This is a genomic window from Novosphingobium sp. HII-3 (assembly GCF_002916655.1).
GTDB classification, from domain to species: Bacteria; Pseudomonadota; Alphaproteobacteria; order Sphingomonadales; family Sphingomonadaceae; genus Novosphingobium; species Novosphingobium panipatense.
Genome location: NZ_PPSM01000014.1, coordinates 297083 through 310713 on the forward strand (window position 1 = coordinate 297083; position 13631 = coordinate 310713).

At 65.5% G+C, this 13631-nt stretch carries 12 protein-coding genes; 3 read left to right on the top strand and 9 right to left on the bottom strand.

The window, feature by feature from the left end:
• Window positions 1–12 precede the first annotated feature (12 nt).
• The 4 genes from C2R25_RS05250 to C2R25_RS05265 are packed head-to-tail and all read right to left on the bottom strand — an operon-like array spanning window position 13 to window position 3895.
• Window positions 13–978, bottom strand: a complete 966-nt coding sequence (locus C2R25_RS05250; RefSeq protein WP_103728165.1) for a TauD/TfdA family dioxygenase — start codon at window positions 976–978, stop codon at window positions 13–15.
• Window positions 966–1883 (bottom strand): SDR family NAD(P)-dependent oxidoreductase, encoded by a 918-nt coding sequence (locus tag C2R25_RS05255; protein WP_103728166.1) that lies wholly within the window; start codon window positions 1881–1883, stop codon window positions 966–968. The genes C2R25_RS05250 and C2R25_RS05255 overlap by 13 nt, the downstream gene beginning before the upstream one ends.
• A 25-nt stretch (window positions 1884–1908) precedes the next feature.
• Entirely contained in the window at window positions 1909–2985 is a 1077-nt protein-coding gene (locus C2R25_RS05260; protein ID WP_103728167.1) for an LLM class flavin-dependent oxidoreductase, read from the bottom strand.
• A gap of 25 nt (window positions 2986–3010) precedes the next feature.
• Window positions 3011–3895: a TauD/TfdA family dioxygenase gene (locus tag C2R25_RS05265; RefSeq protein ID WP_158250619.1), complete on the bottom strand. Its 885-nt coding sequence runs from the start codon at window positions 3893–3895 to the stop codon at window positions 3011–3013.
• Window positions 3896–4105: 210 nt separating this feature from the next.
• On the opposite strand from C2R25_RS05265, the gene C2R25_RS05270 reads away from it, so the two are divergent.
• On the top strand, window positions 4106–4870 hold the full coding sequence (locus tag C2R25_RS05270) for a TetR/AcrR family transcriptional regulator (RefSeq protein ID WP_233203810.1): 765 nt from the start codon (window positions 4106–4108) through the stop codon (window positions 4868–4870).
• A gap of 16 nt (window positions 4871–4886) precedes the next feature.
• On the opposite strand, the gene C2R25_RS05275 is transcribed toward C2R25_RS05270, so the two are convergent.
• From C2R25_RS05275 to C2R25_RS05295, 5 genes are all read right to left on the bottom strand, one after another.
• Window positions 4887–5441 (bottom strand): NTP transferase domain-containing protein, encoded by a 555-nt coding sequence (locus C2R25_RS05275; RefSeq protein ID WP_103728169.1) that lies wholly within the window; start codon window positions 5439–5441, stop codon window positions 4887–4889.
• Window positions 5438–6451, bottom strand: a complete 1014-nt coding sequence (locus C2R25_RS05280) for an XdhC family protein (RefSeq protein ID WP_103728170.1) — start codon at window positions 6449–6451, stop codon at window positions 5438–5440. Before C2R25_RS05280 ends, C2R25_RS05275 begins: the two co-directional genes overlap by 4 nt.
• Window positions 6451–7068: a TetR/AcrR family transcriptional regulator gene (locus C2R25_RS05285; protein ID WP_103728171.1), complete on the bottom strand. Its 618-nt coding sequence runs from the start codon at window positions 7066–7068 to the stop codon at window positions 6451–6453. The genes C2R25_RS05280 and C2R25_RS05285 overlap by 1 nt, the downstream gene beginning before the upstream one ends.
• A gap of 75 nt (window positions 7069–7143) precedes the next feature.
• A complete protein-coding gene (locus C2R25_RS05290) occupies window positions 7144–7752 on the bottom strand; it encodes a murein L,D-transpeptidase catalytic domain-containing protein (protein WP_346770687.1) in 609 nt (202 codons plus the stop codon).
• A 227-nt stretch (window positions 7753–7979) separates the two neighbouring features.
• Entirely contained in the window at window positions 7980–9224 is a 1245-nt protein-coding gene (locus C2R25_RS05295; RefSeq protein WP_103728173.1) for a polyhydroxyalkanoate depolymerase, read from the bottom strand.
• Between the two features lie 200 nt (window positions 9225–9424).
• Between C2R25_RS05295 and C2R25_RS05300 the strand changes: the two genes are divergently transcribed.
• Window positions 9425–11245 carry an ABC transporter transmembrane domain-containing protein gene (locus C2R25_RS05300; RefSeq protein WP_103728174.1) on the top strand — a complete coding sequence of 607 codons (1821 nt, stop codon included), beginning with the start codon at window positions 9425–9427 and terminating at the stop codon, window positions 11243–11245.
• Between the two features lie 147 nt (window positions 11246–11392).
• Window positions 11393–13543 (top strand): M13 family metallopeptidase, encoded by a 2151-nt coding sequence (locus C2R25_RS05305; RefSeq protein WP_103728175.1) that lies wholly within the window; start codon window positions 11393–11395, stop codon window positions 13541–13543.
• The last annotated feature ends 88 nt before the right edge of the window (window positions 13544–13631 follow it).

Below are 13631 nucleotides of genomic sequence, written 5' to 3' on the forward strand. Positions count from 1 at the left end.
GGCAGCGGCCTGTCAATAGGTGCGTTCGAGGATTCTGTTGTCGTTCGATGCGCCGCCTTCGAAGTAGCCGAGGCCGTAGTCGCCCTTGATCGTGGTGCGCTGCATCCGGCGCCGATATTGGGGATCATGTCCGCTGACGGCATGAAGCACCCGCCAGTTGTCCCAGATCAGCATGTCAGTCGGCTTCCAGCGATGCCAGTACGAAAGCTCTTTCGCACGCTCGAAGATGGCGCGGCTCACGCGGTCGAGCAGGGCGTCGCCTTCGGGCGTTTCGTCGCCCTCGATGCCTTCGGCCATCCAGGGCGAGACATGGAGCACCTTTTCGCCGCTGTCGCGCACCCAGACTGCGGGATGCACAGCGCGAGGCGTGTCCTTCGCCACCTCCATCACCGCCGCTGAACTGGGATTTTCCGCAAGGCAACGGTAACCCTCCGGCGCGCCGAAGTGGAAATCGTTCATGATGACGTTCATGCGGTACAGGACGTTGCGCCCTTCGATGGCATCCCGCAGGTCCGGCGAAAGGGCGCGGTAAAGCTCCACGCCGTCGACGAAGCCGGTCAGCCCGCCTTCAGGCGGGATGTCGATCGCGCGAAGGACGCCCGCGCGGTTGAGTTCGTTGTTGTAGGCATGATCGAAATGCCAGGGCAGCCACTGCGTAACCTCGCGCCCACCGATCGCGATGCGTCCCTCTGGCCAGGGTTCGCAGACCATGTCGATCACTCCCGGCATGCCGTCCTGGTCTACCCGCGGCACGGCCTTGCTGGGGTGGTCCTTGAGCGGTCCGAAGACATTCGACAGGGCCACGTGCATGGCGGATGAAGGGTCGACGTCCTCGAACACGATCATGCCATGTCTGGTGAACAGCGCGTTGATGCCGGCACGCACCGCATCGTCTTTCGTCTGTTCAAGGGTAAGGCCGGAGATGCGGACGCCGAAATCCCGGTCGTCGATCAACGGGCGAACATTCAGTTCTGCCATAGCTTCTCTCTCCCTTGCGAGTGCACCAGCCGGGCGCCTTCGGGGTTGGCCTTCGGCGTACCGTGACTCGCGTGCCACTCGTCTGCCGCATCGTAGCAGGCTTCGACAATTCCCGAATAGGTACGGCGGAAGTGCGCCCGCTGATCCGGATGATCGAACACGAAGGCGCGGTTGTGGCGCACCGCGTCGAGCACCATGGGGGCTACGGCTTCCGGTGTGTAGAAGTCGTGGGAATGCGCGACACTGGAGGCCTCCGATACATCAAGCTGCTCCTCCCCTGGGCCGCCGAAGCGGGCAGGGCGGTAGCGGGCGTTGTTGTCCTTCATGCCGGTCGCCACGCCGCCCGGGCAGTAGCTTGTGGTATGGATCCCGTGCTCGGCCAGTTCCAGGCCGAGGTTCATCATCAGGCCGATGATGCCCGCTTTTGCTGCCGAATAGGGGGCGTGAACGGGGATCCACCCGGGCAGCAGGCCCGCCATCGAGGCGGTGGCGCAGATGTGCCCCTCCTTTGCTGCGATCATGCCGGGCAGGAAGGCGCGCGTCGTGTTCATCACGCCGTGAAGGTTGACCTGCAGGATCCAGTCCACGTCATCGTCGCTCATCTCGACCAGCGGGTCGAAAGAGGTGGCGCCCGCGTTGGCGAAAAGGAGCCGGGCAGGGCCGAATGCCACCTCCACCGCCGCTTTCATCGCTCGGATCGAGTCGCGGTCGCAGACGTCACACTCCAGCGCCAGCGCCTCGCCGCCTTCGGCGCGGATAGAAGCGGCCACCTCCTCGGCATTGGCGACCATGATGTCGGCTATGGCGACACGCGCGCCCTGGCGCGCTAATTCCCGTGCCAGACCCATGCCGATCCCGCTGCCGCCTCCGGTTATGACGGCCGTTCGCCCCGTGATTTCGGTCATGCTCCTCTCCTCTCCGGGTGCTCTTTTACGCGAGGACCGGCTCTTCTGCCTTGAGCAGCGGCATGACCCTGTCGGCAAAGACTTTCATCTGCTCGTACACATCTTCGTAAGGCATGCCGCCGAAGCTGAAGTTGGCGATGATCTCGTAGTCGCCCACCATCGCCTTGCGTTCGAGGTGCTTGTCGTAGAGCTCTTCGGGAGTCCCGATGAGATTGCCGCCGACATAGTCCTTGTAGGCCTTGTCGGGCCCGCCGCGCGCGGCGGCCATGTCGCCCATGTAGGCGTATGTCGCGTAGCTCGGCAGCTCCTTGAAGTGCGGACTCATGAATTCGTAGTGGTTCGCCACCTGCAGGAACTGCGCGGCAAAGTACTTGTCGGTATACTCCGTCACTTTGGCCCGGTCCTCGAAGCAGACCATGAAGTCGGAGATGATGAAGGGCGGCGCGGCCTTCGCGTGTTTCAGTCTGAAGGTGTCGCGATAGGCGTTGATCTCCGGCATCGCCTTCGACCAGTCACCCTGGCTGAAGCGCAGCGCCTTGAGGCCGTAGTCCGCCGCCACTTCGCAAGAGCCCGGAGACATGGAGACCATGACGCAACGGTCGCGATTCCAGCCTACGGGGCGCGGGCGGATCTCGGTCCGGGATTGCCTGTACCATTTGCCCTCCGCCTCGACGATGCCAGTCTCCAGCCCGTTCATGATGATGAGCGCGGCCTCGTCGAACATCTCTCGGCTGTCGGCGAGTTCAACGCCGAACTTCTCGAACTCCCGCCGCGCCGCGCCGCGCCCCATGCCGAGGTACAGGCGACCTTCGCAAAGGGCGTCCAGCATCGCCACCTTCTCGACGACCCGCAGCGGGTCGTTCCAGGGCAGGATGACGGCCGCCGGCATCAGCTTGATGGTCTTGGTCTTCGCCGCGATCCAGCTCAGGGCCTGAAGTGGATCCGGGCAGGCGGCGTAGTCGGTGAAGTGGTGCTCCACCAGCGCCGCGAAGTCGAAGCCCATGGCTTCCGCCTCCACCGCCAGTCGCGTTTCGCGGCGGAAGAATTCGTAATCCGGCAGACCATGAAGGTTCTGGTAGCCCAAGTGAATGCCGACCTGCATCAGTCTCTCTCCTTCCGTCCTGCTTTCAGGCGGCCGCGTGCGCGAGCGGTCGCGGCGCTAAAATGGGTTCCTCGCCGTTGAGCGTGCATCGATGGAATTCACGCGCGCTGCCCGCCTCGAAGGGCATCGCGCGGTGCATGGTGCCGGTGTTGTCCCAGATCGCGAGGTCACCCAAAGACCACGTGTGTCGATAGGTGTATCGCTCCTGTGTCGCGTGCATCATGAGCCGCTGCAGCAGATCATGACTCTCCGCCGCGTGCATGCCCTCTACGTGAGAGGCGGAGGTGCTGAGGACGAGGGAACGGCGCCCTGACTTGTGCTGCCACACCAGCGGGTGCGAGCGCTGCGGGTAGGAACACCAGATGGCGAACTCTTCGGGAGTGCAGTCCCGCTTGGCCGGGAACAAGGCCGCCTGCATGGTGTGAACCACCCGCAGGGTGCTGAGGTAGTCCTGTTCGTCTCGCGGCAGGTCCTCGAACGCCGCGTAAGTGCTGGCGAACATCGTGTCGCCGCCGTCGCGGGAGAGTCGGTAGGGCGTGAACAGCGTGGCGAAGGGCGGGATCGGCTCGTACGTGCCATCCATGTGCCACAGAAGGTTGCCGAAGAGGAACCGCGCGTAATCCGGGTTCACCTTCGGGTCCAGGCTGACCTTCAGGATCCCGCCGTCCCCTTCCTTCAGGATCTTCCCGTCGGCTCCGCGCTTGGCGGACCCGAGCCTGAGATCGCCAAGGGAGCGAGCGACGGTGCGCAGCTCCTCGTCATCCAGATGCAGACCCCGCAGCACGAGAGCACCGCGCGCCGTCAGCAGCGTTCGGAGTTCCTGCGCATGCTCGCCGCTCAGCAGGGCGGCTTTGTCGACGCGGATTTCCGAGCCGATCCGCGGCGTAAGGTCAAACGTCTCAAGTGCCACGGCATACCTCTCCAAAGGCAGGGCGTTCCCCTTTTCGAGGATACGTCACGTATGTCACCTATGGCGTTTCAATACCCCTTCATTGAAAAGAAGTCACGTAAGAAATACAGCTTTAAATACCTGATCCGTTTCAAAACGTGAATTGCAGGAGTGCCGCCCGCGCGCTAGGGCTTCGGCAGAGCGTCAACAAAGGGAGACACGGCGTTGCCAGTGCCTGACAGCGGCATCATCGAAAGCACGCCTGCAGGGGCTCGCCGTCGCCCGGGGCGGCCGTCGCTGAGCAACGAGGAATTGCTCGACAAGGCGCTCGACCTGTTTCTTGAAAAAGGCTTCGCCGGCACCAGCATCGACGCGGTCTGCGCCGCTGCCGGCATGGCCAAACGCACCGTCTATGCCCGCTACGGCGACAAGGAAACGCTGTTCAAAGCGGCGCTGAATCGCGCCATCGAGGAGTGGCTGGTCCCGGTGGAAACCCTGCGTGCGCAGGAGACCGACGACTTGGAGGACACCCTTGTCCGCATCGGAACGATTCTGGTCGAAAACGTCCTCAGTCCCGCAGGCTTGCGCCTGCTGCGGCTGACCAATGCCGAATCCGTTTCCATGCCGGAAATCGCAATGGAAAATGTCCGTCTCGGCACGGAGCCGACGCTGTTCTACCTCGCCGATCTGTTCCGGCTGCATCTGGGCGGGGCTGAACGCGACTTTGCCGAAGCGGAAGAGGCGGCGCAGGCGTTCCTCAATCTCGTCGTGGGTGGCCCCGCCAGCAATGCTGCGTGGGGAAAGCGCTTCGAGCCTTCCACCGTAGAGCGCCACATCCGCTTCTCCGTGCGCCTGTTCCTGCATGGCGTGAGTGACCGGGCGCCACCACGGCAGGAGCGTGGCCTCACGGACCTGCTGACTCAGGCGGAGGAGAGCGTGGCGCTTGCCCGGGCGAGGCTGGAGCAGGTGCGTCGGTTGGTCGAGCTGAGGCCCTGACTGGACCGGGTCGAGGTCACGCGCGGGCAAGATCGGAAGGGCGGTCCACGTCGAAATGGATCGCAGGGCTGTCCCACTCCACGCGGACGACATCATCCCGGCCGCGCAGCAGCCGACCCGCGCCTTCGTCCCCGGCCAGCCTTGCGATGGCGGGGAAGGCGGCGCGGGACAGTAGGACCGGGTGCCCCGGAGTGCCGTGGCGGCAGGGCAGCGCGGCGTAGGCAGATCCGATGGTGCCCGCCAGCTGACCGGCAAGTTCGGGCGGAATGCGGGGCATGTCTCCGAGAAAGACGAAGGCGCCGTCAGCGCTGGCCTCTGCGGCAATCCCGGCCCTCAGCGTCTCCGAGAGACTGCGGCTTTCGAGCGCGAGTGTCTCCACACGTGGGCTGCCGGGCCACTCTCCCGTTTCCACACCCGGACGAGTGATGACGATCACCCGATCGACGGGTGCGGCACGCGCGGCGCGAATGGCGTGGAAGAGCAGCGGTTCGCCCTCCAGCGGCGCTGACAGCTTGTCGCCACCGAAGCGCGTGGCCAGCCCGGCGGCGAGGACGAGGGCGACGTATCTCAAGCGCGTTCGCGATCCGGGTTCAGCGCCTGCATGATCTCGGCGATGATTCCGGTCGCCACTTCCCATGGCGATTTGCCCAGGCCCGGGATCCCAGGCGACAGCTGCAGTCGCGTCAGTTCCTCCGCCGAGGCTCCCGTTGCCTGGAGGGCAGCGATACGCTGGGGCGCGCGCGATCTGGCGCCGATCATGCCCACGTAACCGGCTCCGCCGCGCAGCGCTGCCAGGCAGCCTCCGAGATCATGGTGATCCTCGTGCGTCGCGCCGAGGTAGGCGGTCCAGCGATCCACCTTCAGCCGCGCAAGAGCGTCAGCGGGTTCCTCCCGCAGGTACTGCGAAACGGGAAAGGGGGGCGCAGCGTCCGGGCCGCCGGGACGCAGCAGAATGGTCTCGAACTGCGCCATGGCCCCGAGCCGCGCGACCGCCAGCGCGCCCGGATCACCGCCGGAGACGATGAGACGACGGCGGGGATCGTGGCGACGGGCGATCTGGAATGGCTCCTGCTTGAGATCGAGCAGCGGCCCATTGCCGTCGCCGAGGGTCTGGCGAAGGCCGTCCGTGATCCACCGGCAGGACCGCCGCTCGGCTGCGGCCTGGAGAAGGGCGGTGGCCGCAGCGCTGTCGGGCGTTATCCGCTCAACCAGTACGTGCAGCGCGCCGCCACAGCGCAGGCGCAGGTCGATCCAGGGGCTGCCCATGCCATAGTGCAGGCGCCGGGGCACGCCATCGGCAAGAACCTGCGCGGCGTGGTTGGCGACATCGCCCTCGATGCAATCGCCTGAGAAGTACCCGCTCGCCGTCAGGTTTCCGTCAGGGCCCGGCGCGAACAGCATCTGCGCGCCGGGGCCGCGCGGCGCGCTTCCCGCGACCTGGAAGAGGGTCGCCAGCGCGGCCGGTCGCTTTTGGGCGAGGGCATCCGCGAGCGCGCCGCGAACATCGTCGATCCAGCCGAATTCGGGCCACGCCGCGCCTTCGATCTCACCGGCGGCGACCGGCTGGTCAGCGTCCGTCATCAGAGAGCGGCCGCGTGACGCTCTACCGTGTCGCCGATCAGCGGGGCGATCACCAGCCGATGAAGGATCGTCGCCACTTCGTCAGGAGTGTGCTTCGACGCGGGCGCGCTGTCTCCTTGCGTCAGCCACCAGGCCAGTATGTCTATCGTAGCACCAGTGCCGTGGATCGTGCCCAGGTCCGACGGCAGCCACTCATGAGAGGCAAGCGTAGTGGCGGCGAGGCCGAGCGCCTGGCGGATGAACTCCTTCCGGACGATTCCGGCCGCGCCGCCGGTCAGCAGTGCCGACCACAGCATTGCGTGCTCGTGGACATGCCGGCACAGCTCGAGCGTCGATTCGAAGCTGTTGGCCGCGTAGAGAGCGGGAATTGCGCGGGCCAGCAGATCTTCGATCTCGTGAGCCGCCACGTCGGCAAGCAGCGCCTCCTTGGTCGGATAGTGGCGGAAGAACGTGGCGTAGCCTGTACCCGCGCGTGCCGTTATCTCACGGATTGTAAGCTGGTCGAACGGCTTCTCCTCCAGCAGCGCGAGCAGAGCCGAAGTGAGCGCGTTGCGCGAGCGTACCTGGCGGGCGTCGGTTGGAGCCTCGCGCTTGAGGCCGGTCAGGCTGTTGTCCATTGTCACCCCGTATCATCGCGGCGGGAGCCTGTCTAACGGGCACGAGCAGCACCGATTTGCGGCGGGTGCCGGTTGTCAGACTTCGCCGATGCGGTCAGCGAACAGAAGTCGGCCGCCGGAAAGGTGCCAGAGGGCCTCATTGAAGTCCGCGTTGCTCATGGCGAAGCAGCCCTCGCTTCGGCCGAGCTTGCCCCATTTCTCGATCATGGTGGGGTCGACGTACCACGCCGGGTGCATCACGATCGCACGAGGGAGCGCCATCGAGTTGTCCTCGTCCAGACCGAGGAGGCGGATCGAGGTGCCGTACTTCCCCTTGTACCATTCGGCTGTCAGGTAAGCCCCGCGGGAGGTCGCTTCGGAGCCGGGGACATTGGAGAAGCTCCTGAGCCAGCCGCTGTGCGCGGGATCGGACCCGCGGCCATGCGCGACGAGGAACGAGCGGACGGTGCCGTTTTCCAGATTGGCGAAGTGGAGCCGCGGCTTCCACGACGGCTGGGCAAAGTCGACGATACCTACAAGGTCCGCTCGCCAGAGCTGATTGCGCACCCGCGCAACCTGGCGCGAGGCCACCTCGAGCAGCCGGCGCTGGTAAAGCGATTGACCCGAGGGCGACGCCGGAAGGGACGCAAATCCCGTCGAGAACTGCCCTGCAAGCCCTGCAGCGCTCTCCCCCGGAATCGACACGCCCTCCGTCGCGAAAACGCGACCCGGCAATGTTAGTCCGATACCTGCGGCGATCCCGCCCTTCAGAATTTTGCGTCTACTTTGCGCCCGATCCATGGCCCGCAGGTAGCACAGACAATCGTTCCAATCCATCTTCCTGTCGCAAGGCGAGCGCAAGACGGGCGCGGTTCGGCGCAGGAAAGCCGGCGCGGACCGCCTCGAAATGGCCGTCGAAAGCGCCCATGCCGTCAGCTCGCGGCTTGCGCCGGCGCCTTGTTATGCTGCGCTATCCAGTCCTCAAGGACAGGCGCGATGCGCGTCCGCCACTTGCTTCCGTTGAAGATGCCGTAGTGGCCGACCTCTTCGGCGAGGTAGTACTTCTTGCGCTGGTCCGGGAGCTGGCCGGCGAGGTGCAACGCGGCCCGCGTCTGCCCGATGCCGGAGATGTCGTCCTTCTCCCCCTCGATGGCGAGGAGCGCGGTATCCCTGATCCCGCCAAGATCGATCCGTTCGCCCCGGTGCACGAATTCACCTTTAGGGAGCGAATGGCGCTGGAATACGTGCTCGACGGTCTGCAGGTAGAAGTCGGCGGTCATGTCGCAGACGGAGCGGTACTCGTCGTAGAAGGCCTTGGTAGCGGCGGCGCTTTCGCCATCACCTTCCACCAGATGCTTGAACATGCCGTAGTGGCTCATCATGTGGCTGCCCAGGTTCATCGCCATGAAGCCCGCGAGCTGGAGGAAACCGGGGTAGACCCGGCGCCCGGCGCCCGGATAGGTCATGGGCACCGTTGCGATGACATTCTGCTCGAACCAGGACAGAGGTTGCTGCATCGCCACGTCGTTGACGCTGGTGGGAGCTTCGCGCGTGTCGATCGGGCCGCCCATCATCGTCAGCGTTGCCGGCCGGCAGGGATGGTCCTTGGCGCCCATGATGGCGGTTGCGGCGTAGGCCGGGACCGAGGGTTGGCAGACCGCAAGCACATGCGTGCCGGGGCCGATATGTTCCAGGAAGGCGACCAGATAATCGATGTAATCGTCAAGGTCGAAGCGGCCCGCCTCGGGCGGTACCATCTTCGCGTCCGCCCAGTCGGTGATGTAGACGACCGCGCTTTCGAGCATGCGGGCCAGCGTGCCCCGCAGGAGCGTGGCGTAGTGGCCGCTCATGGGTGCGACGATCAGAAGGCGAGGCGCATCAGCGCTCAGGCCCGGATGCTCGAACCGGAGGAGGTTGCCGAAGGCGCGGTGCATCACGATCGCCTCGGTGACGGGCTGCACTTTCCCGCCTGCCGTGACGGTCTCGATGCCGAAGGCTGGCTTGCCCCGGGGCGCAGCCGCATGAGCGAAGACGTCGAGGGCGGAGGCCATGACCGGGCCCACGCCCGAGTAGCCGAACGGAAGGGAAGGATTGCTGAGCAGTTCAGCCCCGACCGAGGCCCATGCGGCCGCGCTGCTCAGCATGGCGCGCTGCAGCTCGTAAGCGTTATAGAGCAAGTTCGTTCTCCTGCCTCCGGCTAAGGCGTGGCCCCGCAGCCTCGGCTATGTCGGACGGCTATAGCGGATTGCTGCAATGCGGCAAACGCGTTTCGCGCGGTTGCCGGTGAGCCGGGGGCACGTGCCGTTGCCTGGCAGAGGCGCCCGGGTACTGTGAACGAGGCTTTTCCTCTGGCGCGGGAGTCTGTAAGGGCGCGCGTATGGACGGGACGCAAGGCAATTCCCTCGCAGCGGGTATCACTGACGAGCCGAAGCCGCGCCGCAGCCTCGGGCCGCTGCGCATGGTCTGGCGTGAGATGCTCAAGTACCCGGGGCGCATGGCGGCGGCGGGGGTGGCGTTGACCGTCACCGCGACATCGACGCTCGCGATCCCCTACGGATTTCGCCAGATCATCGACCAGGGGTTTGCGCAAGGGGCCGACCCGCAGGCGATCCGCTGGTGGTTTCTCATGCTCATGGCGATCGTGACGGTGCTCGCCGTGGCCACGGCCGTCCGCTTCTACTCCGTTTCCTGGCTGGGAGAACGAGTGGTAGGCGACATCCGGCTGCGGGTGCAGCGCCATCTCCTGATCCTCGCGCCGAGCTTCTTCGAAGAGAACAGCCCCAAGGAGATATCGTCGCGAATGACGGCGGACACCGCGATCATCGAGCAGATCGTGGGAACGACCGTCTCGGTCGCGCTGCGCAACGCGATCATGGCCTTGGGCGGCGTCATCTATCTCTTCGCCCTCGAGCCCCGGCTGACGGCGGGCCTTATCGTGGCCATTCCCGTCATTATCCTGCCCATCGCGGCTTTCGGCCGCAAACTGCGGGTCGTCTCGCGCACAAGTCAGGACCGCGTAGCCGACATCGGTGCCCTGACGGCCGAGGCTCTTGGTGCTATCCGCGTGGTGCAGGCGTTCAACCAGGAACCGCGTGAGCATGAACGGTTCGCGGCGGCGGTGGAGCGCACGTTCCAGACCGGGCGGCACCGCATCCTGATCCGCTCGATCATGACCGCCGTCATCATGTTCCTCATCTTCGGGTCGATCACGGCGATCATGTGGCAAGGCGCCATCGGCGTTGCCGAAGGTACGATCACGGGGGGCACCATCGCGGCCTTCGTCGTCACGGCGGGTATCGTGGCGGGGGCCTTCAGTTCGCTCACGGAAGTCTACGGTGACCTCGTCCGTGGAGCCGGGGCGGCCAGCCGCCTGGCGGAGCTCCTCGATGAGAGGCCGGTCATTGCCGCCCCGGCGCGGCCGATTGCCTTGCCGCGGCCGGCACGGGGCAAGCTCGCGTTCGAGCGGGTGACGTTCCGTTACCCCGCCCGGCCCGAACTGCCTGCGCTGCACGATTTCAACCTTACGGTCGAACCCGGGGAGACGGTGGCGATCGTCGGGCCGTCCGGCGCGGGCAAGTCGACGCTGTTTCAGCTAGCGGAACGGTTCTACGATCCGCAGGCGGGCGTCGTGAAGATCGACGGCGTGCCCCTGGCCTCTGCCGATCCGGCCGAGGTCCGCGAGCGCATCGCCCTCGTGCCGCAGGAGGGCGTGCTGTTTGCCGCTTCCGCGCGCGACAACCTGCGTTACGGCAACTGGCAGGCGGATGATGCGGCGATATGGGACGCGGCGCGGGCCGCCAACGCCGAGAGCTTCCTGCGCGCCCTGCCTCAGGGCCTGGACACTTTCCTCGGAGAGGACGGGGCGCGGCTGTCCGGTGGTCAGCGCCAGCGGATCGCCATAGCTCGCGCCCTGCTGCGCGATGCGCCGATCCTTCTGCTCGACGAGGCGACCAGCGCGCTTGACGCCGAGAGCGAGCGTCTGGTGCAGGAGGCGCTCGAAACCCTGATGACGAACCGTACGACGCTGGTGATCGCTCATCGGCTCGCGACCGTTCGCCGGGCCGACCGGATCGTCGTCATGGACGGCGGTCGCATCGTCGAGGAAGGCACGCACGAGACGCTGATCCGGGCCGCCGGTCTCTACGCTCGTCTCGCCTCGCTGCAATTCGACAGTGAGGCGCTACCCACGCGGGGATAGCGCCGCTTCGGGAATGCAGGTTCACTCCGAAATCAACGCAGTTTTCTCTGGCATTGCGTTTATATGCAACTAAGTTGCGCGTCAGTGTGGGGCCGCTTGGACCCAGCGAAATCTTCTTGCCGCATTTCTTTCCAAAAAGGCTACGACATGTTCCGCATCTCCGGGAAAGCGCTTCTTGCAGGCGTCGCACTCTCCGTCCTCACCGCCAATGCTCCTGCCATCGCCCAGGACACGGCCCCGGCAGCACAGGCTGCCAAGCCCGCTCTCGCGCCGACGGCCGACTGGGGCAAGTTCGGGGTCCAGACGCAGTGGATCGACACCTCGGTGAAGCCCGGCGACAACTTCGATGCCTATGTGAATGGCGTCTGGAACAAGACCGTCGAACTTCCGGCCGACCGCACCCGCTGGGGTTCGTTCCTGGAACTGAACGACCTTTCGGAAGTGCGCGTGCGCTCCATCATGGACGAGCTGGTGGCCTCGAAGCCGGCAGCCGGGACGGACGCTGCACGCATCGCCGCAGCCTACACCGCGTTCATGGATGTGGACGCCATCAACAAGGCCGGCCTCACTCCGGCGCGTCCTTACCTCGATCGCATCAAGGCCGCGAAGAAGCCGGCTGACGTGGCGGCTCTCTTCGGCGCGCCCGGCTACGCGTCGCCGATCAGCATCTACGTTGGCGCGGATGACAAGCAGAGCGACATTTACGCCGTCTATGCCAACGTGTCCGGCATGGGCCTGCCCGACCGCGACTACTACCTGAAGACGGACGAGCGTTCGGTCGCCCTTCGGGACAAGTACAAGAGCTACCTGACCTTCCTGCTGGGCAAGGCCGGCTACGCCGATCCGCAGGCCGCCGCCCAGTCGGTGCTCGCTCTCGAAACTCAGATCGCGAAGGCCGATTGGGACCGCGCGGCCGCACGCAACCCCGACCTCACTTACAACAAGGTGCCAGTGGCCGAGTTCGAGGCGATGGGTTCGCCGGGCGTGGTGCGTGCGTTCCTGAACGCGCTGGGTGCAGGACAGGCAAGCTACTTCATCATCGGCGAGATCCCCCCTACAGCGGAGGAACTCAAGGCGGCGCGCGTCGATCCGGCCAAGGCCCAGTCCCAGTTCGGACCGGGCATGCCCGCAGTGGTCAAGCTGATCGAAAGCACTCCGGTGGCCACCTGGCAGGCTTACCTCACCGCGCACTTCCTGCGCAGCAACGCGGCGGCGCTCCCTTCGGACATCGACGCGGCGACGTTCGACTTCTACGGCAAGACGCTTTCCGGGCAGCCGGAGCAGCGCCCTCGCTGGAAGCGCGGCATCGCGGCGGTCGAAGGCATGGCGGGTGAACTCGTCGGCAAGATCTACGCCGAGCGCTACTTCCCGGCCGAGCACAAGGCGGCGATGACCGAGCTTGTCGCGAACCTGCGCAAGGCCATGGCCGCCAACCTCCAGGACCTGGCCTGGATGAGCCCCGCAACGCGTGTGGAGGCCGAGAAGAAGCTTAACGCCTTCACGCCGAAGATCGGTGCTCCGGACCAGTTCAAGACCTATGAGGGCCTTACGTTTTCGGCGACGGACCCGCTCGCCAACGGCATCGCGGCGCAGAAGTGGGACACGAACTTCAACGTCAACCGCATCGGCCAGACCGTCGACCGGTCGGAATGGGGCATGCTGCCTCAGACGGTGAACGCATACTACAACTCGACCTTGAACGAGATCGTGTTCCCTTCGGCGATCCTGCAGCCGCCCTTCTTCAACCTCTCGGCGGATCCGGCGGTGAACTACGGCGGCATCGGCGCGGTGATCGGGCATGAAATGGGCCATGGCTTTGACGACCAGGGCGCCAAGTCGGACGGCACGGGCAACCTGCGCGACTGGTGGACTCCGGCGGACAAGGCGGCCTTCGAAAAGCTGCAGGATCGCCTGGCCGCCCAGTACGACTCCTTCTGCCCGTTCGATGAGGGCAAGACCTGCGTGAACGGTCGCCTTACCATGGGCGAGAATATCGGTGACGTCGGCGGCCTCAGCCTGGCTTATCGCGCCTACAAGCTTTCGCTCAACGGCAAGGAAGCGCCCGTGATCGACGGCTTCACCGGCGACCAGCGTTTCTTCATGGGCTGGGCGCAGGTGTGGCGCTCCAAGGTACGCGAGGCGCAGGCTCGTCAGTACCTCGTGACCGACCCGCACTCGCCGCCGCAGTACCGCATCAACGGCGTCGTTCGCAATTTTGACGAATGGTACAAGGCGTTCAACGTGAAGCCGGGCGACAAGCTGTACCTCCCCCCGAAGGAGCGCGTGCGCATCTGGTAAGGGAAAGCATTCTTTCGCCGGCAGGACCGGTGAATGAACAGGACGGCGGCGGGCGAATGTCTGCCGCCGTCTTCGTTTCCGCTGGTGA

What these genes read in the sequence shown, in the direction of transcription:
- C2R25_RS05255 (WP_103728166.1), bottom strand. Translation starts at nt 1,883, where the DNA reads ATGACCGAAATCACGGGGCGAACGGCCGTCATAACCGGAGGCGGCAGC.
- C2R25_RS05285 (WP_103728171.1), bottom strand. Translation starts at nt 7,068, where the DNA reads ATGGACAACAGCCTGACCGGCCTCAAGCGCGAGGCTCCAACCGACGCC.
- C2R25_RS05280 (WP_103728170.1), bottom strand. Translation starts at nt 6,451, where the DNA reads ATGACGGACGCTGACCAGCCGGTCGCCGCCGGTGAGATCGAAGGCGCG.
- C2R25_RS05260 (WP_103728167.1), bottom strand. Translation starts at nt 2,985, where the DNA reads ATGCAGGTCGGCATTCACTTGGGCTACCAGAACCTTCATGGTCTGCCG.
- C2R25_RS05300 (WP_103728174.1), top strand. Translation starts at nt 9,425, where the DNA reads ATGGACGGGACGCAAGGCAATTCCCTCGCAGCGGGTATCACTGACGAG.
- C2R25_RS05305 (WP_103728175.1), top strand. Translation starts at nt 11,393, where the DNA reads ATGTTCCGCATCTCCGGGAAAGCGCTTCTTGCAGGCGTCGCACTCTCC.
- C2R25_RS05250 (WP_103728165.1), bottom strand. Translation starts at nt 978, where the DNA reads ATGGCAGAACTGAATGTTCGCCCGTTGATCGACGACCGGGATTTCGGC.